The 21,615-nt window shown below is 38.7% G+C and carries 17 protein-coding genes; 15 read left to right on the top strand and 2 right to left on the bottom strand.

Translation table 11 applies throughout. The features are described 5' to 3' along the window. Positions 1-49: 49 nt before the first annotated feature. On the top strand, positions 50-1,267 hold the full coding sequence (mtnK, locus tag L656_RS0114335) for an S-methyl-5-thioribose kinase (RefSeq protein ID WP_024599720.1): 1,218 nt from the start codon (positions 50-52) through the stop codon (positions 1,265-1,267). 36 nt (positions 1,268-1,303) lie between these two features. Here mtnK and L656_RS0114330 read toward each other — a convergent pair whose 3' ends face one another. Both L656_RS0114330 and L656_RS0114325 read right to left on the bottom strand, forming a co-directional pair. Beyond that, complete coding sequence (locus tag L656_RS0114330; protein ID WP_024599719.1) at positions 1,304-2,785, bottom strand: FMN-binding glutamate synthase family protein; 1,482 nt, start codon at positions 2,783-2,785, stop codon at positions 1,304-1,306. Between the two features lie 176 nt (positions 2,786-2,961). Continuing rightward, entirely contained in the window at positions 2,962-4,743 is a 1,782-nt protein-coding gene (locus L656_RS0114325; RefSeq protein ID WP_024599718.1) for a DUF885 domain-containing protein, read from the bottom strand. A gap of 358 nt (positions 4,744-5,101) precedes the next feature. Between L656_RS0114325 and L656_RS0114320 the strand changes: the two genes are divergently transcribed. The 14 genes from L656_RS0114320 to mdoH all read left to right on the top strand — a co-directional run bounded on the left by L656_RS0114320 (position 5,102) and on the right by mdoH (position 21,606). Continuing rightward, positions 5,102-6,088, top strand: coding sequence for a GGDEF domain-containing protein (locus L656_RS0114320; protein WP_024599717.1), 987 nt, complete (start codon positions 5,102-5,104; stop codon positions 6,086-6,088). 83 nt (positions 6,089-6,171) lie between these two features. Beyond that, entirely contained in the window at positions 6,172-6,927 is a 756-nt protein-coding gene (gene ubiE, locus L656_RS0114315; RefSeq protein WP_024589468.1) for a bifunctional demethylmenaquinone methyltransferase/2-methoxy-6-polyprenyl-1,4-benzoquinol methylase UbiE, read from the top strand. A gap of 11 nt (positions 6,928-6,938) precedes the next feature. Next, positions 6,939-7,622 carry a ubiquinone biosynthesis accessory factor UbiJ gene (locus L656_RS0114310; protein ID WP_024599716.1) on the top strand — a complete coding sequence of 228 codons (684 nt, stop codon included), beginning with the start codon at positions 6,939-6,941 and terminating at the stop codon, positions 7,620-7,622. A 9-nt stretch (positions 7,623-7,631) separates the two neighbouring features. Beyond that, on the top strand, positions 7,632-9,236 hold the full coding sequence (ubiB, locus tag L656_RS0114305) for a ubiquinone biosynthesis regulatory protein kinase UbiB (protein WP_024599715.1): 1,605 nt from the start codon (positions 7,632-7,634) through the stop codon (positions 9,234-9,236). A gap of 79 nt (positions 9,237-9,315) precedes the next feature. Continuing rightward, the gene (gene tatA / locus L656_RS0114300) at positions 9,316-9,564 is read left to right on the top strand and encodes a Sec-independent protein translocase subunit TatA (RefSeq protein ID WP_024599714.1); all 249 of its coding nucleotides are present in this window, start codon (positions 9,316-9,318) and stop codon (positions 9,562-9,564) included. A gap of 5 nt (positions 9,565-9,569) precedes the next feature. After that, positions 9,570-9,902, top strand: a complete 333-nt coding sequence (gene tatB, locus L656_RS0114295) for a Sec-independent protein translocase protein TatB (protein WP_024599713.1) — start codon at positions 9,570-9,572, stop codon at positions 9,900-9,902. A gap of 48 nt (positions 9,903-9,950) precedes the next feature. Further along, on the top strand, positions 9,951-10,691 hold the full coding sequence (tatC, locus tag L656_RS0114290; protein WP_024599712.1) for a twin-arginine translocase subunit TatC: 741 nt from the start codon (positions 9,951-9,953) through the stop codon (positions 10,689-10,691). Position 10,692: 1 nt separating this feature from the next. Further along, on the top strand, positions 10,693-11,208 hold the full coding sequence (locus L656_RS0114285; protein ID WP_024599711.1) for a hypothetical protein: 516 nt from the start codon (positions 10,693-10,695) through the stop codon (positions 11,206-11,208). Continuing rightward, positions 11,208-11,993 (top strand): TatD family hydrolase, encoded by a 786-nt coding sequence (locus tag L656_RS0114280; RefSeq protein ID WP_024599710.1) that lies wholly within the window; start codon positions 11,208-11,210, stop codon positions 11,991-11,993. The genes L656_RS0114285 and L656_RS0114280 overlap by 1 nt, the downstream gene beginning before the upstream one ends. Continuing rightward, positions 11,993-13,846, top strand: a complete 1,854-nt coding sequence (locus tag L656_RS0114275) for a sensor domain-containing diguanylate cyclase (protein WP_024599709.1) — start codon at positions 11,993-11,995, stop codon at positions 13,844-13,846. Before L656_RS0114280 ends, L656_RS0114275 begins: the two co-directional genes overlap by 1 nt. 12 nt (positions 13,847-13,858) lie before the next feature. Continuing rightward, the gene (hemB, locus tag L656_RS0114270) at positions 13,859-14,869 is read left to right on the top strand and encodes a porphobilinogen synthase (protein WP_024599708.1); all 1,011 of its coding nucleotides are present in this window, start codon (positions 13,859-13,861) and stop codon (positions 14,867-14,869) included. A gap of 128 nt (positions 14,870-14,997) precedes the next feature. Beyond that, positions 14,998-17,724, top strand: coding sequence for an ExeM/NucH family extracellular endonuclease (locus L656_RS0114265; protein ID WP_024599707.1), 2,727 nt, complete (start codon positions 14,998-15,000; stop codon positions 17,722-17,724). Positions 17,725-18,053: 329 nt separating this feature from the next. Continuing rightward, positions 18,054-19,673 carry a glucan biosynthesis protein G gene (locus L656_RS0114260; protein WP_024599706.1) on the top strand — a complete coding sequence of 540 codons (1,620 nt, stop codon included), beginning with the start codon at positions 18,054-18,056 and terminating at the stop codon, positions 19,671-19,673. Further along, entirely contained in the window at positions 19,645-21,606 is a 1,962-nt protein-coding gene (mdoH, locus tag L656_RS0114255; RefSeq protein ID WP_024599705.1) for a glucans biosynthesis glucosyltransferase MdoH, read from the top strand. The genes L656_RS0114260 and mdoH overlap by 29 nt, the downstream gene beginning before the upstream one ends. The last annotated feature ends 9 nt before the right edge of the window (positions 21,607-21,615 follow it).

The following is a 21,615-nucleotide window of genomic DNA, read 5'->3' as shown; positions in this document are numbered from 1 at the left end:
ACATTTAAAGGTATAGAATGCTTAAAAGCTGATTTTTGAGATTTAAACCATGACTAACTATGTTGCTTTTAATGCACAGCGCGCTATCGATTATGTGTCGACGTTAATTGAATCTAACCAATGTAATTTTTTTGCCCACGGACAAACCTTAACGGCGTACGAGTTTGGTGATGGCAATCTTAATTTAGTATTTAGAATTACTGATGAGCAAAATAATAGCGTTATTTTAAAGCAAGCTTTGCCTTACGCCCGTTGCGTGGGTGAGTCGTGGCCATTAACGCTTGATAGAGCTCGTATAGAAGCACAAGTTTTGCTTAATCATGGCGCTATTTGCCCAACTTATACAGCTAGGGTTTTACATTATAGTAAAATGCAAGCGCTCACTATTTTAGAAGATTTAGGTAATTTACAAATACTGCGTACTGCACAAAATAATGCAGAGCAATTTCCTAAATTGGCGCAGCATGTAGCGACCTACTTAAGCCATACTGGTTTTTATAATTCAGACTTTTATTTAACCACACAAAATAAAAAAACACTTGTTAGCCAATTTACTAATCCCGAGCTTTGCCAAATTACTGAAGACTTATTTTTTAGCGATCCGTACATTGAGCACGAACGCAATAACTACCCAAAGCAACTACAAAGCGAAGTTGATGCAATACAAAAAAATAGCGCCTTAAAGTTAGAAGTCGCAAAACTAAAAGCTAATTTTTTATCTAACCCGCAAACATTACTTCATGGTGATATGCATAGCGGCAGTATTTTTGTTGATTGTAATAATACAAAGATGATCGATCCTGAGTTTGGTTTTTTTGGTCCTATTGGGTTCGATATTGGCTCTTTTATTGGTAATTTACTTTTAAATTATTGTGCGCAATACGGGCGTATTGAAGATTTTTTGGCTCGTCGTAATTACCAAACTCATTTATTAAGCACTCTTGTTGAATGCTATACCTTATTTGAACAACATTGGCTTACGCTTATCAATGAGCACACTACTGAAGCTGCGCTAAAGGCTACAGGTTATAGTGAGTACTTTATGAAAAGCGTACTACAAGACACTATTGGTTATTGTGGTGCTGAATTAATTAGGCGCACCATAGGGCTCGCACATGTAACCGATATAGATAGCATTAGTGATGAGGCTGCGCGTCTTACAGTGCAAAAACAAACATTAGCGCTAGGCGAGCAGCTTATTTTGAATGCCCAAACATGCGACAACAAAGAAGCATTTTTTAGTTTATTAATAAGCCAATTAAATTAAAAAAGGCGCTATCAGCGCCTTTTCCATTATTAAAATTTACTTATAATTTTCATAAATTTTATCAAGCGGCTCCGATAAACCACTTTCTTGCACTATACGTACGTGCTCACGCCTTAATTCGCGTGCGCTAGTAACACCACAAGAATGAGCTATAAGCCCCGCTCCGTAATGAATGTATTTATTATAGTTAGCTACTCGCTGCGCTTTATCAGCTACATTTAAACCGCGTTGCAAACGCTCGTTATGTGTAGTGATCCCCGTTGGACAGGTATCTTTATTACATTGCATTGCCTGAATACAGCCCAGTGCAAACATATGCCCTCGAGCCGACACAACAAAATCAGCACCCAGTGCCAATGCCCAAGCAACCTTGGAAGGAACAATTAATTTACCTGATGCGATTATTTTAATACGATCTCGCAGCCCATGCTTTTCAAGCATGTTAACTACCAGCGGTAAACTTTCACGTAGTGGTAAACCGACTGAGTCCATAAGCGGTTGTGGTGCCGCCCCCGTACCACCATCAGCACTATCTATGGTAATAAAATCAGGTGCTGACTCTATACCACGATGATTTATTTCAGCGAACAACGTTTCTAACCACCCGTAGGCACCAATTACCGCTTTAAAGCCTGTAGGCTTACCTGTCGCGTTACGTACCGTGGCAATCATATCTAGAATATCGGCTGGGTTTTTAATTTCAGGATGGCCATTGGGACTAATAGAGTCTTGCCCCTCTGGAATACCCCTAATTTTAGCTATTTCGGCATTAACTTTACGCCCTGGAAGCATTCCACCCTTACCTGGTTTAGCGCCTTGGCTCATTTTTAGTTCGAACATTTTGACTTGCTCGTGAGCCGCTATTTCTTTAAGTTTTTCGGTGCTTAAATTTCCATGCTCGTCTCGTGCACCATATTTAGCGGTACCAATTTGAAAAACAATATCGGCGCCCCCCTCCAAATGGTATGGGCTTAGCCCACCTTCACCGGTGTTCATCCAGCAACCTGCTAATTTAGCTCCTTTTGATAAAGCACGAACCGCAGGCTTTGAGAGCGCACCAAAGCTCATACCCGATACATTAAATAACGAATTAGTGGTGTAAGGTGTTTTACAGTATGGACCTAAAGTGACATTACTCGGGTCGAGTGCTTCTTCATCTAAAGTCGGAAACGCACAGTTCATGAACATAACTGTACCTGTTACTTCTAAGCTTTGTGTTGAACCGAATGCAGCAGTACGGTCAACATCTTTAGCAGCGCGATAAACCCAGCTTCGCTCTGCGCGGTTAAATGGCATTTCCTCTCTATCTTGAGCAAAAAAGTATTGTCTAAAAAACTCACCTTGGCGTTCAAAAAAATACCGGAAACGACCAATTACAGGGTAATTACGCCTAATAGCATGCTTTGTTTGCGTTACATCTCGAATATAAAAAATAATAACAGTAAGCACAACGAACCCGAGCACAACTATAAACATACTTGCAAATATATCGATACTAAACATTATAAAATTGCTCATTTATGACCCTTGGTGATTTTTAAAATAATAGCTAATAAGTACTGACCGTTTTAATGAAGTAAATGGCACATCATAATTATTAATCTGCTAGCTTAAAATAAATACAAGTACTTACCAGCAAACCTGTAACTTAAATAGCTAAAAAACAACTCAGTACCCACTTTAAAAAATTATACTTATTTACTTTCCAGCTTAACTGATTCCTTTTTAATATAAATGCGTACTTGCGTTTCAAGTACCGATAAAGGCACTGAACCATGACGTAATATTTGATGATGAAACTCACGAATATCAAAATCGTGCCCAAGTGCTTGCTCTGCTTCAGAGCGTAAACGTTTAATAGTTAATTCACCTATTTTGTACGAAAGCGCCTGTGCAGGCCATGTTATATAACGATCAGTTTCTGTTTTAACGTTATGCAGCGAAAGCGCTGTATTTTCACTCATAAAATTCATGGCACGCTCTCTGCTCCAGCCATACATATGCATACCCGTATCAACAACTAAACGGGCTGCTCGCCACATTTCATAGGTCAAGCGACCAAAACGGCTATATGGGTCTTGGTAAAAGCCTGCTTCTAAACCTAAATACTCAGAGTAAAGTCCCCAACCTTCGCCAAATGCCGAAAGGTAAGCATCACGACGATAACTCGGCAAATTTTCAAGCTCAGCATTGAGTGAGATTTGCAAATGATGACCTGGCACGGCTTCGTGCAACGTTAATGCCTCTAAAACATACAAAGGGCGCTTATCTAAAGCGTAAGTATTTACCCAGTAATACCCTGCTTCATCATCTCGATTAGAACCAGAATATCGACCTGTTGTGTATTTAGGGGCAATGCTGGCTGGCACGGGTGCTACGCCATAAGGTTTACGCGGTAAGGTATGAAATAACTTAGGCAGTTGTGCATCCATTTTTTTAGCAATATAAGAGGCTTCTTTTAAAAGCTGCTCAGGTGTTGTGGCGTAAAATTGTGGATCAGTGCGTAAAAAGTGAATAAATTCGGCAAACGTGCCTTTAAAACCTACTTCTGTTATTACGTCTTTCATTTCACTGCGGATTCGAGCAACCTCTTTCAATCCAAGTTCATGAATCTCTTTAGGTGTCATATCGGTAGTGGTGTAATACTTAGCTCTGTTTTTATAAAATGCCTCGCCATTAGGCGTCTCTGATATGCCAATACTTGTGCGTGCACTAGGCCGATACTGCTGCGTAAAAAACGCTAAGTAATTCTTATAAGACTGTATAACATCGTCTTTTATAATGTTTTTAGCTTTTTGTTGTAACGCTTTAAATTTATCGTCACTCAAACCTGCTGTATTAGTTAAAAAAGGTTTATAAAACTCAGATGTAGTTACATCGTCAACAATGTAAGCATTAATTGAGTCTTCATAACCCTCTAACACTGCTTTAGGTTGGGTAAGGCCTGTTTCGATCCCTTTTTTCATCCAATAGATGTTTTGTTCAAAAAAGCGTGGGACTTGTGTTAATCGAGTCAAATATACTTGGTAGTCTTGCTGATTTTTATATTGAGAGCTGTTTACTATGTACGATAAACCAGAATGAAAACCATATTCTGAGGTAAGCGGCATATAGTGCGCATTAAATACATATTCATCAACACTGTTTTGTACTTGAGCTCGAATAATATTGAAGTTTATTTGATTTTCATCACTTAACTTTGCAATATTAACTGCGTCTAGCTCAGCAAGTAGACTCGCTTTATTTTTATATTCTTGTGCTAAAAATTTGGGCGATAAATTTGGTAATAAATAACCTTCAACTCCCTCTAAATTGCTATAAGGATTAGTACTTTGCCTATAATCGACAATGCTTTTTGCTACTTGTGTAAATTGTTTATTGGCATTTGGTGTTGTTATTTGGCATGCACTCAATGAACATAAAATTGTGATGCCAAATAAAGATTGGCGAAGTGGCTTAACTAAAAAGTGATTCATTATAATGTAACTTAGCAGTGTTATTAATTTCATAAAACTATCGCAGGCTAAATAAATAGCAAGTAAATGAGACCAACTTTAATAAATAAACCTTACTAAAAACAAGTGTATTAAACTAAGAAACGACTCTAACATTGCCAATAGCAAGCTTAATTGATGAGAAAAACAGCTATCAAGCCGCTAAAGTAAAATTTAAGTTCCCTAACTTCTGTTTTTACTTTTAAATGGCGCACATAACGATTACTGTAGTAAAAAATAATAAAAAGCTCGGACGCATAACCGCCTCATGGAATGAGATATTCGAATTTGCACTTATGCGTACTTAGTTGGTATTTAAAAAATGATGTTCCATGATTCCATGGCTATTGCACAAGAAAAAATGACCAAAGTGTGTGTTTTTTTAGAGCGTTATGCGCTCCCACCTACGCCGCTGAATTATCAAGTTATTTATACTTATACCAGTCAAACTAATCTCAAGCTAAATAAAGCTTTAGATCGTGCTATTGCTGTTGAAGATAATATAGATAGCGTTTTAATTGAACAGCTACATTCTGAGTTTTTAAATACCGGCCACTTAGCGCAAGTCAACATGATTCAAAACGTTGATGGTGTTATAAATTCACTTTCTCAAAACTCTCATGCTACTGAGAAGCAAATAGTTCGTTTTGCGGGTCAAGTAAGCGAGTGCGTACATTCGCTTAATGAGAACAACATAGAACAAAGCCGTCAAGCGCTTGAAGTACTCCATAATCAAACCGCCGAATTACTCAACCAACATAAGCAATTTAAGCAAGAACTCAGTAAAGCTAAACAACTACACGAAAAAACACAAAAGCAACTTACTCAGCTTCGTAAACAACATATTATTGATAGTCAAACAGGGCTTTATAAGCGCCATTATTTAACGCAACAAACGCAAGTGTGGACTAATCAACAAAAGTCTATTTGCGCAATAGCGATTCAAATAGACAACCTTGATCATTTTACTGAAAATTATGGTGATATTATTGGTGAAGTCATTTTGAATAAAGTAGCTAAGCAAGTTCAAAAATATGTTTTTCAAAGTGGCTTACCTGGTCGCACAGCTAAAGATCAATTTACTGTTTTGCTCGCCGACATCGACCCAGATACGGCCAATGTAATAGCCGAGAAAGTACGAAATGGTGTCGAAAAGCTGCGCTTTGTTAGTTCAAAAACAGGGATTAAACTACCTAGTATTGGCTTATCACTAGGAATTGCTCAGCATCAACAAGAAGATGATTTTAATCAGCTAGCTAAAAAAGCATCTCATGCGGCTTATAAAGCACGTTCATTAGGGCAAAGTAGTTACACTGCAGGGCAATAAATTACCTGATAAATCATATTCAAATTGCACCTACTGTGTACAATAAAGTACACTAACCTCTATTGTCACGATAGAGATTAGTCATGAACGAAACCGAACAAAAGACCACGCATTTTGGTTATAAAACAGTAGCCGAGAACGATAAAGCTTCTATGGTTGCTGATGTATTTCACTCAGTAGCTGCAAAATACGATGTAATGAATGATTTAATGTCTTTTGGTGTGCATCGTTTATGGAAACGTCAAACTATTGCAAGCTCAGGTGTTCGTAAAGGCCATCATGTACTCGATTTAGCCGGCGGCACTGGCGATTTAACTGCAAAATTTAGCCAATTAGTTGGAGAAACGGGTCAAGTTGTTTTAGGTGATATAAACTCATCTATGCTTAAAGTTGGCCGTGAAAAACTACATAATCTTGGGTTAGTGGGCAATATCGACTACGTACAAATGAATGCAGAAATGCTGCCGTTCCCAGATAATAGCTTTGATGTGATCACTATTGCCTTTGGCTTACGTAACGTTACCGATAAAGACAAAGCATTGCGCTCTATGTACCGTATTTTAAAGCCAGGTGGTCGTTTACTTGTTTTAGAGTTTTCAAAACCAGAGCATGACGTACTTAGTAAAGCTTACGATTTTTACTCATTTAATTTATTGCCTACAATGGGTAAGCTAGTTGCTAACGACAGTGAATCGTATAAGTATTTAGCTGAATCTATTCGCATGCATCCAGATCAAGACACGCTAAAAGCGATGATGGAAGATGCAGGCTTTGAGCAAACAACATACCAAAACCTCACAGGCGGAATTGTTGCGCTGCATCGTGGTTTTAAATATTAAGGCTAGCAGTTATGGCACTTGAGAAAATAACAAAAAATAATAATGATGCAATGGCATCTGAATTTTTTATGTTACCTAATTTTGTGCTTTCGCTTATTGAGCGTGTACTAAATCAAGCTCTCAGCCTTGACCCACAATTGTCTCAAAAACTAAGTGCAGTTAAACATCAGCGCTTAGTGGTTGAAGTAAGAGATTGGCAACAAAGTATCCAACTTGTTTATAGCGCTGAGCAATTGCACTTATACAGTGCTCAAAGTAACGAAAACGCAGATTGTATGATCAGCGCAGATATAGACACGCTTTTAGCACTTAAAAACCCAGCTATGCTTACCCAGTTAATTCGCCAAGATAAGCTCGACTTACAAGGCGATTTAAATATTGCGCAAACTTATAGTAATGCGTTTTCAAGCATTGATATTGATTGGCCTGAACAGCTTTCTAAATACATTGGCGATACCCCCGCTCAGCAGTTATATCTACACCTAAAAAAACTAAAACAAAAGAGCAGCAAAACTAATGCTAAAATAGGTACAATGCTTACAAGTTTATGCCAAGACGAGCTCGCAATTACTATTCACCCATTAGAACTTGAGCAATTTAAACAAAAAAATAGAGAACTCAAAGGCCAAGTAGCTGCTGTTGAGCAGCGTATAAATACCCTGTTAAACTCTTTTTTACCTTCAAACACCCGCTAAGGATTTTTTGTGTCGACTGCACGTTTGTATAACATCACCAAAACTTTACTTCGCTATGGGCTAGACGAGCTAATTCCTAAACATAAGCTCCCTTGGTTTGGTAAAGTAGCTCGTGGCAGTTTGTTTTGGCTGCGTAATCAGCACAAAGAAAAACCTGCAGGACTACGTTTACGTTTGGCACTACAAGAGCTTGGTCCCGTTTGGATTAAGTTTGGCCAAATGCTCTCTACTCGTCGTGACTTACTCCCTCATGATATCGCTTTAGAGCTTGCCTTTTTACAAGATCAAGTTCAGCCATTTGAAGGCGAGCTTGCACAAAAAATCATAGAAAAAGCGCTAGAAATTAACGATATAAGTGAATTGTTTAGTGAGTTTTCACAAACACCTCTAGCCTCTGCATCTATAGCGCAAGTGCATACAGCAAAGCTTATTGATGAGCAAAGCATTGAGCAAGATGTAGTAATTAAGGTTATTAGACCAAATATTTACGAGCAAATTAATGCCGATTTAGCGTTAATGGAAAAGCTCGCTAAGGTACTTGCAAAAGTCCATAACGAATCAAAACGTCTACGCCCCGTTGAAGTAGTTAAAGAATATAAAAAAACACTCCTAGACGAGCTCGACTTAATGCGCGAAGGTGCCAATGGCATTCAACTTAAGCGCAACTTTGAAGGCTCTGAATCATTGTATATTCCTGCAGTTTACAGTGATTATAGCCGTAGTAATGTCCTAGTAATGGAGCGTATTTACGGTATACCCGTCTCTGATACCGATTCACTTCTGGCGCAAAACACGAATATGAAATTACTTGCTGAGCGCGGCGTAGAAGTGTTTTTTACGCAAGTGTTTAGAGACAGCTTTTTTCATGCCGACATGCATCCGGGTAATATATTCGTCTCTCGCGAGCATCCTGAAAATCCAATGTATATCGGTATTGACTGCGGTATTGTTGGTACTTTGAGCAAAGAAGACAAACGTTATTTAGCTGAAAACTTTATTGCCTTTTTTAATCGTGATTATCGCCAAGTTGCACAGCTACACGTTGATTCTGGCTGGGTACCACACGATACCAGCATTGAAGAATTTGAATTTGCGATTCGCACAGTGTGCGAGCCTATATTCAATAAACCGCTTGCTGAAATTTCATTTGGTCACGTGCTCGTAAATCTATTTAATACCGCACGTCGTTTTAACATGCAGGTTCAACCGCAATTAGTATTACTGCAAAAGACCTTATTATACGTTGAAGGATTAGGGCGTCAGCTATATCCACAACTCGACTTATGGAAAACAGCTAAACCCTTTTTAGAAGATTGGGTTAAGCAGCAAGTTGGACCGCTATCAGTACTGAAGCAAATGTATGCTAACTTGCCATTTTGGGCTGAAAAAATGCCTGAACTACCTGATCTAATTTACCAGAATTTAAAGCGTGCACCACACGCTCATAAACCTCAAGAACAAAAGGTATCTCATAAACCTTTAATATTGAGTTTATTTGGTAGTGCTACAATGATTATGGCAACACTTTGTTATTTACAGCACGATTTAATAGCTGCAGGTATTACTATAAGCTTATCGGCTATTAGTTTTATAACAGCATGGCGCAACGCATAAACTGAGTGCTATTTGCGCTATTGGGCGTATAATTAGTATTTAAAATATACATTTAACCGTTTATATATTGGAGAAAACCATGGGTTTTGGTGGTATTAGTATTTGGCAATTATTAATTGTTTTAGCGATCATAGTTTTACTTTTCGGTACAAAAAAACTACGCGGTATGGGTGGTGATATTGGAGGCGCTGTTAAAGGCTTTAAAAAAGCAATGTCAGACGACACAGCGAGTGAACAAGAAAAGTCAGAGCAAATTCAACAATCAGAAAAAAGCACCGTTGACGGCTCAACCAATACTGAAAAAAACAAAGATAGCAATAAGGTTTAATTAGTATGGGGATGTGGGAACTTGTTGTTATTTTTATTGTTGGCTTAGTAGTGCTTGGCCCAGAACGCTTACCTGTTGCTATTAGAACAGTAAGTAAATGGGTTAAAACAGCTAAGTCACTTGCCAACTCGGTAAAAGCCGAAGTAAGTGAGGAACTGCGTATTCACGAACTTCACGAAAACCTTAAAAAAGCAGAACAACAAGAACTAAAAGATTTAAGCCCTGAGTTACAAAGTTCATTAACAGAGTTACAAAAAGCGGCTGAGTCAGTTACTCACAGCTACAAGAAAAAACAACCGGATACATCAAATAACCAACAACTTGATGAAAAAAAGTGAAATTTATCTCTCACTTTGTGGTCAACTTATTACATGGTATAAAAAATAATGGCTGAGGAAGTAAAATCGGGATTTGTAGCTCATTTAATTGAGTTGCGTGATCGGCTAATAAAAGCACTATTGAGCATTTTCATTATTTTTATTGCCATAGTATATTTTGCGAATGACATTTATGCCTTTGTTGCACAGCCGTTAGTTTCGCATTTGCCAAGTACTGCAACTATGATTGCAACCGACGTTACTGCCCCCTTTTTTGCACCTTTCAAACTAACTTTATTTGTCGCTTTATTTGCGTCAATTCCGTGGATATTGCATCAAATTTGGGGGTTTATAGCGCCGGGTTTATATCAGCATGAAAAGAAAATGCTCATGCCTATTCTCGCTTCAAGTATAGTATTATTTTATGGCGGTATAGCCTTTTGTTATTTTGTAGTTCTGCCAATTATTTTAGGCTTTTTTACAAGTACTGGTCCAGAGATGATGACTCTTGCGCCCGACATAAGTAGCTATTTAGGGTTTGTATTAAAACTGTTTTTTGCATTTGGTGTCGCTTTCGAAATTCCTGTGGCAATTATGCTGCTATGTTGGAGTGGTGCAACAACAACAAAAAGCTTAAAAGAAAAGCGCCCATATATTGTCGTAGGCGTTTTTGTAGTGGCGATGTTTTTAACACCGCCCGATGTGTTATCACAAACTTTACTAGCATTTCCGATGCTTCTTTTGTTTGAGCTAGGCCTAATTTTAGCAAAATTCTATACCGCTAAACCACAAAAAGAATCTGAGGAATAAAATGAAAAAACAACTACTCTCACTATTGGTTTTATTAAGTGCGCCTACTTTTGCTGCGCAAACACAATTTAATACTCAAGCGTTACAAGCATGTAGCTTTATTGAAAATGACTTTAACCGATTACTTTGCTATGACAATACAGTTGCTGGTAAATCACTAACAAAGCCAACAGTAACAAAAACGCTTACTCCACCAACGGCTAACAATGTACCTCAAGTCGTAGCTGCTGCACCAATTCAAGCAAAGGCAAAAGCTGACGATTTTGGCTTAGAGTACAAAGAATCACAGGTAGAAAAAGAGACTGAAATTAAAGCTATGGTTACTTCAGTTAAAGAAGCCGCTTATGGCGAGTTAATTATCTCTCTAGATAACGGCCAACAATGGCGTCAAATTGGCTCTGACAGCATGCGTTTAAAAGAAAACGATACAATTGTAATTAGCCGTGGTGCATTCAACTCTTTTTTACTGAAACAAGACGGTAAAAACCGCTCTATTCGCGTTAAACGTACCAAGTAATGTCATATACCCTAATTGATGCTGGGGTTAACTTAGCCAATCATCAATTTAATGACCAGCATCGTGATGTAGTTACCCGCGCAAGCGAAGCCGGTGTTACAAATATGCTTATTATAGGTTGTGATATTGCAAGCAGTCAGCAATCACTTGAACTTGCAATAAAACATCTTCAATATTCTACAGCGGGTATACACCCACATGATGCTAAGTCGGCGACCAATGAATTAGAAGCACAATTAACTGCACTTGCAAACAATAAGCAAGTTATAGCGATTGGTGAGTGCGGCCTTGATTATAACCGTGACTTTTCACCTCGCGATGTACAGCGTAGCGTTTTTAGACGCCACCTAACGCTTGCCGAAAAATTAGATTTACCGGTTTACTTACATGAACGTGATGCAAGTGACGATATGTTGAGTATTCTAAAAGAGTTTAATATTCGCGGTGTACTTCATTGTTTTACGGGTAACTCTGTAGCTCTTAAGCAATATTTAGATTTAGGTCTGTATATTGGTATAACAGGTTGGGTATGTGATGAAAGGCGTGGCAAAGAATTACAACAGCTAGTACCTAGTATTCCTCTAGATCGATTATTAATAGAAACTGATGCACCATTTTTAATTCCACGAACAGTTAAGCCAAAACCTAAATCGCGTAAAAATGAACCCGCTCTGCTCCCTTATATTTGCCAAACAGTTGCGCAACTTTATCAAACAGATGAAGAATTAATAGCCCGAAAAACAACAGAAAACTTTTACAATGTTTTTGGTTTAAAGAGCTGCTAATGGCGTGCGCAAAGGCATTACTAAGTCTATTAATGCTTCTTTGCACTTTTTATTCATTTGCAAACCCGGTAATAATAAAACACGATTTCAACTCTCAAAACATCAATAACCTGTATTACTCTTTTGAACCAACGTCGCTATTACATGCACAACAAAGTAGCAAGGTAGACTGGCAAAAAACCTTAGGCAAACCTCTTAACCTAGGTCTTGAGCAACGTTCTGTATGGGTGAAATTTAAAATAAAAAACACGCTTAGTTATAATACCGAACAACTGTTGTCGCTAAACAACCCTCTGCTAAACGACGTTCAAGTATATCAGTTACATAACTCGCAATTACTTTCTTACACCCAAATTGGCGATGCATACCCCCTTGATAAGCGTGCGATCAGAAGTGAATCTTTATTAGTTAAACTAATTAGCCCTGCAAATAGCGAAACGATTATTATACTGAAGGTGATGAATAGCTCAGGCTTGCGAGTCCCTTTAACTTTGTGGCAACCAGAAGCTTATTTAGCGCATAAAGGTAAACTTAATTTACTCTATGGCTTATTGATTGGTTTTATATTTTCTTTAGGTGTGAGCTGCTTAGTTTTATATGGTTTTTCGCGTAAACGTTATTTTATTTGTGCTGGTTTAATCACACTCACATTGGGGGGGGTCTTAGCCTACCTTTGTGGCTTTGGCTTAAAATATATTCACCCTAATTTGCCGGCGTTACAGCAAGTTATGATCCCTATACTACTTATGCTTATTACTTTAATGTTTTTGCCTTTGCAAAAGCAAATTTGCCATCCAAAGCCCTCTTTTTTACTAACGGTTCAAAAGGTAGTGGTTAACGTATTAGGTGTCTCGTTATTATTTATTTGGTTATTTCCAAACCATATAGTGACACTATTTTGCTTAACGGCTACCCCAATCGCTTTAGGCTTTTATATTGCAACTACATTTACGTGCATGCGTTTAGCGCCTTCTAAACCTAATAAAGCGCTATTGCTCGTATTAGTTTTTTTCTTGGTGGTAATGCTTTATTTTATTGTGGCAGTAATGGGGCTATACGCCTTTAGCAGAAGTACATTAGCATTTGTATTTGCATGCTTTTTTAGCTGCACTTTCTGTCTATGTTACAGTGTAATGAAGTTATTTATTTTACAACGCGATGAAGAAGTAATAGCTCAGCAAACCTTGATTGCTGAAAATGCAGCCCAAGATACACTGCTTAAAGAGCGCTTAAAGTTACAAGAAAAAACGCGCCAAGAACTCGAATCACAAGTCGACGAACGCACCTTTGAATTACAAGTTACACTTAGAGAACTTGAAGAAAAAAATCGTTCACTTGAGTTACTCAATACCGAAGACGCTTTAACCGGAATAAAAAACAGACGTTTTTTTGATAAGAAACTCGTCATGGAACTTCGTCGGTCTCGCCGAGAGCAAACACCACTTAGCATTGTTATGCTTGATATAGACCGGTTCAAAAGCATTAACGATACGTACGGACACATAATTGGCGATCAAGTTATTAAAGCTGTATCTGACTTAATAAAAGATCATTTAAAGCGCCCACTAGATGAAGTTGCCCGCTACGGCGGTGAGGAATTTGTGGTGCTATTACCTAATACCCCCAATGAAGGCGCACAAGACATAGCTGAAAAAATACGAGCAGCTATCTCAGCCAGTACAGTAACGGTTGCCAATAATGATATTCAATTTACAATTAGCGCTGGTGTATACACCAGCATTGCTGATGATGTTAGCAATCCTCAAATTTTTACTGAGTGCGCCGACAAAGCACTTTATTACGCAAAGCAACATGGCCGTAATCAAGTAATTACTTTTCCATTACCACAGTAGGAGCATATTAATATGGCCCAATCAGGATTAGACCTTTTCCCGTATACTCGCATGCGCAGAATGCGCCGCAGCGACTTTTCTCGCCGCTTAATGGCTGAAAATCAACTTAGCGTAAACGATTTAATTTACCCTGTATTTGTACTTGAAGGTAAAAATCGCCGCGAAGCAATTGAATCAATGCCGGGTATCGAGCGTTTATCAATAGATTTGCTGTTGCTTGAAGCAAAAGAACTTGTTGAACTTGGTGTACCTGCCTTAGCTATTTTTCCGGTAACACCTGCGGATAAAAAATCATTATTTGCCGAAGAAGCATATAATGATGATGGCTTAGTCCAACGCACTGTTCGTGCTTTAAAAGAAGCATTTCCTGAGTTGGGTGTAATTACTGATGGTGCACTTGATCCATTCACAACGCACGGTCAAGACGGCATTATTGATGACACTGGCTATGTGATAAACGACGTAACCACCGAGATTTTAGTTAAACAAGCACTCTCACATGCAGAAGCAGGCGCTGATGTAATTGCCCCTTCAGACATGATGGATGGCCGTATTGCTGCAATTCGTGAAGCGCTTGAAGCTGATGGGTTTGTGCATACCCGTATTATGGCCTACTCAGCTAAATACGCATCTAGCTACTATGGCCCATTTAGAGATGCAATAGGTTCTGCTGGTAACTTAAAAGGTGCCGATAAAAAAACCTACCAAATGGACCCTGCAAACTCTGATGAAGCAATACGTGAAGTCGCATTAGACTTACAAGAAGGCGCTGATATGGTCATGGTTAAGCCTGGCATGCCTTATTTAGATATTGTACGTCGTGTTAAAGACGAGTTTGGTGTACCTACTTTCGCATATCAGGTAAGTGGCGAGTATGCAATGCACAAAGCAGCTATTGATAACGGTTGGTTAAGTGAGGAAGCTACTATAATGGAGTCTTTACTTGCATTTAAGCGTGCAGGCGCTGATGGAATATTGACCTACTTTGCTAAGCAAGCCGCACAATACCTAGCTAAAAAGTAAGGGTTTTATAAAAAGGCGGTTAAACCGCCTTTTATTTACATTCGTTTACATTTTTGTATTATTTTCGTCATATTTATTCTCTAAACTGGTGTCCCATTTTGGGATTAATACACGGGAATAATAAAAAAATGTTTAAAACAAAAATAACACCACTCGCACTTGTTATAGCCAGTCTCAGTGCACCAGCATCCGCTGATCTAATTATTTCAGAATATATAGAAGGAAGCAGTAATAATAAAGCAATAGAGCTTTATAATAATGCTGATACGGAGCTTTCTCTTGAGGGGTATACACTTAGCTTGTATTCAAATGGTAAAAGTGAAGTTGGCAATTCTGTAGACCTTACAGGAACACTTGCTGCAAATTCTACTATTGTAATTGTCAATCCAAGCTCATCTGATGATTTAAAAGCCAAAGCCGATTTGGAAAACAGCGTTATTGGGTTTAATGGTGACGATACTCTAATACTGACTAAAAACGGTAATATTGTAGATAGCTTTGGTCAATACGAAGTACGAGAAACATGGGAAGGAGGCGGTGTTTCCGCAAAAGACCAAACTCTTCGCCGTAAAGATACTATTACCAGTGGTCGTACAGATGCAACCGCAACTTTTGATCCAAGTGTAGAGTGGGATAGCTTTAAAATTGATGCATTCGACGGCTTAGGTTCACATGCAGGTAATGGTGGAACAACACCTGAACCAATTCCAGAACCAGAACCACTTGAACCACTAGTTTGTGGTGCAGAAAAAACACTAATAAATGCTATTCAAGGTGACGGCTCTGCTAGCCCACTTGTAGGTACATTAGTAGAACTTGAAGGTGTTGTAACCGCCGATTTTCAAGGTGATGAAGAATTAAAAGGCTTTTTTGTTAGCTCACTTGCTACAGACATAGATGCCAACCCACTAACTTCTGAAGGTGTGTTTGTTTATTTTGCAGATACTGATGTAAATGTTGGTGACCATGTGCGCGTACAAGGTACTGTTGAAGAGTATTTTGATGCAACACAAATTGGCAGCGTAAGCCAAGTAGCAATTTGTGATACAGGTTTACCTGTAGCAGCTACAAAAATTACTTTACCTTTAGCTGATACAACGGATTTAGAAGCTTTTGAAGGTATGCTAGTTACTTTGGAGCAACCATTAGTAGTAACTAATAACTTTGGCCTTGGTCGATATGGTGAAGTTGAGTTAGCAACAGAGCGCTTGTATCAAGGTACACAGGTTGCACTACCTGGAGATACGGCTAATGCAGTTGAAACAGAAAACCTGCTTAAAAAGATCCTACTAGATGATGGCTCTACTGTACAAAACTTAGACCCAACAGCGTACCCAACTCCAGGCTTGTCAGCAGAAAATACATTACGTACTGGTGACACTGTAAACACAGTTACAGGTGCACTTGCTTATAGCTTTAGCCTTTACAGAATACACCCAACTTTAGCACCTCAGTTTATTGCAACAAATGCACGTGAAGATGCGCCTGAACTTAATGCTGAAGCAGATTTACGCGTAGCTAGCTTCAACGTACTTAATTACTTTAATGGTGATGGCCAAGGCGAAGGATTCCCTACCGCTCGAGGTGCAGATTCAGAAGCTGAACTTATTCGTCAAGAAGCTAAAATTGTAAGTGCAATTAGCGCTATCCAGGCCGACGTTGTTGGTTTAATGGAAATAGAAAATGATGGCTTTGGCGAATTTAGCGCTATTGCGAGCTTAGTAAATGCATTAAACGAAGCTGATTCAGCTAACCAATACGCATTTGTTGACTTTAACGTAGATCAAATTGGTACAGATGCAATTACTACCGCATTAATTTATCGTGCTAACAAAGTAGAAGAAGTAGGTACTGCTGCCATTACAACTGAAGCACCATTTGATTTTAGTAATCGTGCTCCAATTGCACAAAGCTTTAAATCATTAGAAACTGATGAAGTATTTACAGTTGCTGTGTCACACCTTAAATCTAAAAGCTGTGGTAGTGCTTCGGGTAATAATGCAGATTCGGGCGATGGTCAAGGCTGTTGGAATGAAATACGCACAGAGGGTGCTAATGCATTCGCTGATTGGCTTGATAGCAAACCAACCGGTATTGACGACGAAGATACTATTTTAGTCGGCGATATGAATGCTTACGCAATGGAAGACCCAATACGTGCATTTGCTGATAAAGGCTACAAAAATGTAGTTGCAGAAATTGATGGGGATACACTTGGTTACTCTTACAGCTTTTCTGGTCGCGCTGGTAGTTTAGATCACGCAGTAGCTACCCAATCACTACTTAGTAAAATTGTTGCAGCAACAGATTGGCACATCAACGCAGATGAACCTATTTCTCTTGATTACAATGTAGAGTTTAAAAGCGAAGGTCAACAATCTAGTTTGTACTCTGAAAGTGCATACCGCGCATCAGATCACGACCCTGTAATTATTGATATTAAATCTGAAATTACTTTAACACCTGAAGAGCAAACGCCTGTTATTACAGCTGATCAAGTTTTTGCAGTCGATGAAAACAGCGCAATTGGTACAGTTATCGGCACGCTCGATTTTAGTGATCCAAATGCCGATGAATCACCTGTTGTTAAATTTATTACATCTGATAATGATAGCGTTTCAATTAACAATCAGGGGCAGTTAATTGTTGCTGGAGAGATTGATTACGAATTCGAAAATCGTATTACTTTAACAGTGCAAGCTCAAGATAGCGTGGGTAACTTATCTAACGTTGAAAAAGTAGCTGTGAAAGTAAATAACTTACGCTCAGATGACGATAATGATGCAGGTTCATTATTATGGTTATCACTTCTTTTAGCACCACTATCAATAGTGCGTCGATTTAAAAAGAAATAACTAAGTTAAATCCAAACATTTAAAAAGCCGCTCTTGCGGCTTTTTTATTTTATACAAATGTAATTCAGACAAGCTTCATTAAACCCCCCGTAATATGTTCAGACGATCTGTGAATCTTCTAGTAATTAACCAGTAACAACTACATACATTTGAGTGAATTTTACACAATGAAACTCTTTTTATTATGTATATCGGTTTTACCTATTGAAAAGTATGAACTTTTATATGGGTTCACATTTTGCTTTAAATAATTAAGAAGATACTTACTAAACAAAATCAATATTTACCCTAAACGTAAAAATAAGTCGTGTTTTTATAAAGGAATGAGAATGAAACAATTAACCCAAAATCTGCCTAAATGGCAAAAAAAGTCAGCACCACTACTGGGTCTACTTATTATTTTTTCGACTTGGGGCAATAGCAACCAAGCGATTGCTGCAACCGTTGATGTAGCAATCCCACAAAGTAGCTTATTTGATGTAATTAGCGCTCGCGCCAAAAAGTTAGCAAGCGAAGAATACGTGGCACCTAAAAACATTGAGCTTGAAGCACTTAACAATATTGATTATCAGGATTACCGTTCAATTCGATTTAAAAAAGACAAAGCAGTATGGAAAGATGAAGGCCTGTACGAGCTACAATTATTCCACCCTGGTTTTTTATATAAAACACCTGTGACAATAAATACCGTTGATAGCGACTCTAAACGCAGTCGCTTACCTTTCAGTACTGACTTTTACCAATATGATGGCACAGCGGCACCACTACAAGAAGAAATAGCTAAAAGTGTTGCGGGTACTCAACTAGGTCATGCTGGGTTTCGCATACATTACCCATTGAATACTAACGAGTATAAAGATGAAGTAATGGTATTTCAGGGTGCATCGTATTTTAGAGTCGTTGGCCCTCAACAGGTTTATGGCTTATCAGCTAGAGGCCTTGCCATTGATACTGCAGAAAATTCGGGGGAAGAATTTCCAGTTTTTAAAGAGTTCTGGTTAGTTAAACCAAAGGCCGACCAAACACAAATTACCATTTTTGCATTATTAGATAGCCCATCTATATCGGGTGCATACAAGTTCAGTGTTGACCCTACCACTAATATGCTAGTTGATGTTGATATGCAGATATTTGCGCGTAAAGATATTAAAAAACTGGGTGTAGCACCATTAACGAGTATGTTTTATCACGGCGAAAACAGCACCAAATTTTTTGATGACTACCGCCCTGAAGTTCATGACTCGGATGGTCTATTAACTCAATCTACTGATGACAAATGGGTATGGCGCCCTCTTAACAATCCTTCGCAGTTAAGTGTTACTTCATTTTCGTACAATAACCCAAAAGGTTTTGGGTTAGCTCAACGCGATCGAAACTTTAATAACTATTTAGACACAGAAGCACATTACCACAACCGCCCCAGCCTATGGATCGAACCACAAGGTGAATGGGGAAATGGTCGTGTAGAACTTGTAGAAATACCTACTGATACTGAAACTAACGACAATATCGTGAGTTACTGGGTACCAGAAAAGCCAATGAAAGCCGGAGATTCATTAAAGCTGAGCTACAAAATGACGACCTTTAATGCAGCTTTAACTCAGCACGAAAAAGCGCGAGTATTACGTACAAGGATTGGTAGCGCCGCTTTACCTGGTGAAGACAACCCACCACCAAAAAGTCATCGCCAATTTACTGTTGATTTTACTGGGTCGGAAATAAATCAACTTTCAGAACAATTAAAATTAGATGCCGACATTCAACTTACAACAGGCGAAGTAACCGACATAAATATCCAAAAACTGCCTGATTCACGAGGATGGCGTGTAGCTTTCAAAATTGCACCACAGGACGATCAACCCGTTGATATGCGTTTATCGTTAAAACTACGAGACAAAGAAATTAGCGAGGTATGGAGCTATGTTTGGTACCCAAATGACATCAAGTAATAAAGGGAAGGGCACTCCTATGCCATTCAAAACACTAAGAGTATGGCTATTTGCTATTGCGGCACTTGGCACATCTGGCTACGGCATATCTATTATGTTTGAGATTTTAAGCTCAAACGGTATGACATTACTTGAATACGCTCTTTTAGTATTATTCTCAATCACTTTTGCCTGGATTGTAACGGCCTTTTGTAGTGGAACAATTGGCTTTGTATTACAGCTATTACGAATTGATCCACTTACATTGAAACGTATTAAACCAATTGAGTTTGACGAGGAGGCAATTAACGCCCAAAAAACCGCCGTTGTAATGCCTATTTATAACGAAGATACCCACCGTGTTATCGCGGGTTTTGAAGTCAGCCTGCAATCGTTAAAAGAAACAGGTCAACTTGCAAACTTTGATTTTTACTTATTAAGCGACACCCAAGACCCACAAATAGCTAAAAATGAGCTAAGTGCGTGGCATGCATTGTGTGAGCGTTTAGGTGATACGGCAAAGCACGTATTCTATCGCCGTCGCGAAGATAACAAACATCGTAAAGTAGGTAACCTAACCGACTTTTGTGAGCGCTGGGGCAGCCAGTACGACCATATGATTGTGCTTGATGCAGATAGCGTAATGACCGGAAAATGTATGTTAGAGCTTACTACAAGTATGCTCAACAACCCACAAGCAGGTCTGATCCAAACTATTCCGATCCCTGTTCGTCAAGATACCTTTTTTGGCCGTTTCTTACAGTTTGCGTCAGTACTTTATAGCCCAATGCTCGCGACTGGCTCAGCTTTTTGGCAAACTGATAAAGCAAACTATTGGGGTCATAATGCAATCATTAGAGTTGAGGCATTTATAACGTGCTGTGGTTTGCCAACACTAAAAGGTAATGCACCTTTTGGCGGCGAAATTTTAAGTCATGACTTTGTAGAAGCTTCACTACTTCATAGTGCTGGTTGGGATGTATTGTTGCTATCAGATATTGAAGGTAGCTATGAAGAAGTACCAAGTAACATTCTAGACTACGCTGTACGCGATAGACGTTGGGTGCAAGGTAATATTCAGCACTTAGGTTTACTATCGTCATCCAAATTAAAATTAATGAGTAAGTTGCATTTTCTACTCGGTGCCACAGCCTATATTTCATCGCTAATTTGGCTCTCAATGTTGGCGCTAAGTACTATTGATGCAGTAACTCGCGCATTAAATAGTGATGTGTACTTTAACCGTGTTTACCAATTATTCCCCACATGGCAAATAGCTAAAACCGATCTTATTGATTCACTCTTGTATCTAACTATTATTATTTTATTAATGCCTAAATTAATGGGCATAATAGTAACCCTAATACATAGAAACAAACGCTTTGGTGGTTCAATTAAGCTAATACTAGGTTCAATCATTGAAACTGTATTTGCTATTATTGTTGCCCCATTAATGATGGTATTTCATGCTTACTTTGTACTTTGTGTGTTTTTAGGCAAAAAAGTGAAGTGGGATGCACAACCTCGTGAAGGTCGCATGGTCCCTTGGAAGGAAGCGTTTGGTTATACGTTATTCTCAACTATTGTGGCTATTGCATGGGGTAGTACAGCTTATTACTTCACACCAGTGTTCTTTTGGTGGTTATCGCCTATATTATTAGGCTTAGTGTTAGGCGCTCCAATTATCCGTTATACCAGTAGCATTAAGCTCGGTGTACAGCTTAGAAAGTTAGGTATATTTATTTGCCCTAGCGAAGTTGATAACGATTCAACGCTAGAAGCGCTTAAAACGCACCTAAAAGAAATTTCGATACCTGAGGAAGGTGCTTATCCACAAACTATACCGACACTACCACAAGAGCAATTGGTAACAATGCCTATCCAGTCCTTTAAAAAGCCAAGCAGGCTAAAGATGAAAGCGCTAAAAGCTAAGGCTATAAAAAAGTTTAATTAGCGCGTTATA

The sequence above is a fragment of the Pseudoalteromonas sp. TAE56 genome (assembly GCF_000497955.1).
In the GTDB taxonomy this organism is placed as follows: Bacteria; Pseudomonadota; Gammaproteobacteria; order Enterobacterales; family Alteromonadaceae; genus Pseudoalteromonas.
This window is presented reverse-complemented; position numbering and strand designations above follow the sequence as displayed.

What these genes read in the sequence shown, in the direction of transcription:
- L656_RS0114280 (WP_024599710.1), top strand. Translation starts at nt 11,208, where the DNA reads ATGTCATATACCCTAATTGATGCTGGGGTTAACTTAGCCAATCATCAA.
- tatC (WP_024599712.1), top strand. Translation starts at nt 9,951, where the DNA reads ATGGCTGAGGAAGTAAAATCGGGATTTGTAGCTCATTTAATTGAGTTG.
- L656_RS0114330 (WP_024599719.1), bottom strand. Translation starts at nt 2,785, where the DNA reads ATGAGCAATTTTATAATGTTTAGTATCGATATATTTGCAAGTATGTTT.
- mtnK (WP_024599720.1), top strand. Translation starts at nt 50, where the DNA reads ATGACTAACTATGTTGCTTTTAATGCACAGCGCGCTATCGATTATGTG.
- L656_RS0114265 (WP_024599707.1), top strand. Translation starts at nt 14,998, where the DNA reads ATGTTTAAAACAAAAATAACACCACTCGCACTTGTTATAGCCAGTCTC.
- L656_RS0114285 (WP_024599711.1), top strand. Translation starts at nt 10,693, where the DNA reads ATGAAAAAACAACTACTCTCACTATTGGTTTTATTAAGTGCGCCTACT.
- tatB (WP_024599713.1), top strand. Translation starts at nt 9,570, where the DNA reads ATGGGGATGTGGGAACTTGTTGTTATTTTTATTGTTGGCTTAGTAGTG.
- L656_RS0114275 (WP_024599709.1), top strand. Translation starts at nt 11,993, where the DNA reads ATGGCGTGCGCAAAGGCATTACTAAGTCTATTAATGCTTCTTTGCACT.
- mdoH (WP_024599705.1), top strand. Translation starts at nt 19,645, where the DNA reads ATGTTTGGTACCCAAATGACATCAAGTAATAAAGGGAAGGGCACTCCT.
- L656_RS0114325 (WP_024599718.1), bottom strand. Translation starts at nt 4,743, where the DNA reads ATGAATCACTTTTTAGTTAAGCCACTTCGCCAATCTTTATTTGGCATC.
- ubiE (WP_024589468.1), top strand. Translation starts at nt 6,172, where the DNA reads ATGAACGAAACCGAACAAAAGACCACGCATTTTGGTTATAAAACAGTA.
- L656_RS0114260 (WP_024599706.1), top strand. Translation starts at nt 18,054, where the DNA reads ATGAAACAATTAACCCAAAATCTGCCTAAATGGCAAAAAAAGTCAGCA.
- hemB (WP_024599708.1), top strand. Translation starts at nt 13,859, where the DNA reads ATGGCCCAATCAGGATTAGACCTTTTCCCGTATACTCGCATGCGCAGA.
- tatA (WP_024599714.1), top strand. Translation starts at nt 9,316, where the DNA reads ATGGGTTTTGGTGGTATTAGTATTTGGCAATTATTAATTGTTTTAGCG.
- L656_RS0114320 (WP_024599717.1), top strand. Translation starts at nt 5,102, where the DNA reads ATGGCTATTGCACAAGAAAAAATGACCAAAGTGTGTGTTTTTTTAGAG.
- L656_RS0114310 (WP_024599716.1), top strand. Translation starts at nt 6,939, where the DNA reads ATGGCACTTGAGAAAATAACAAAAAATAATAATGATGCAATGGCATCT.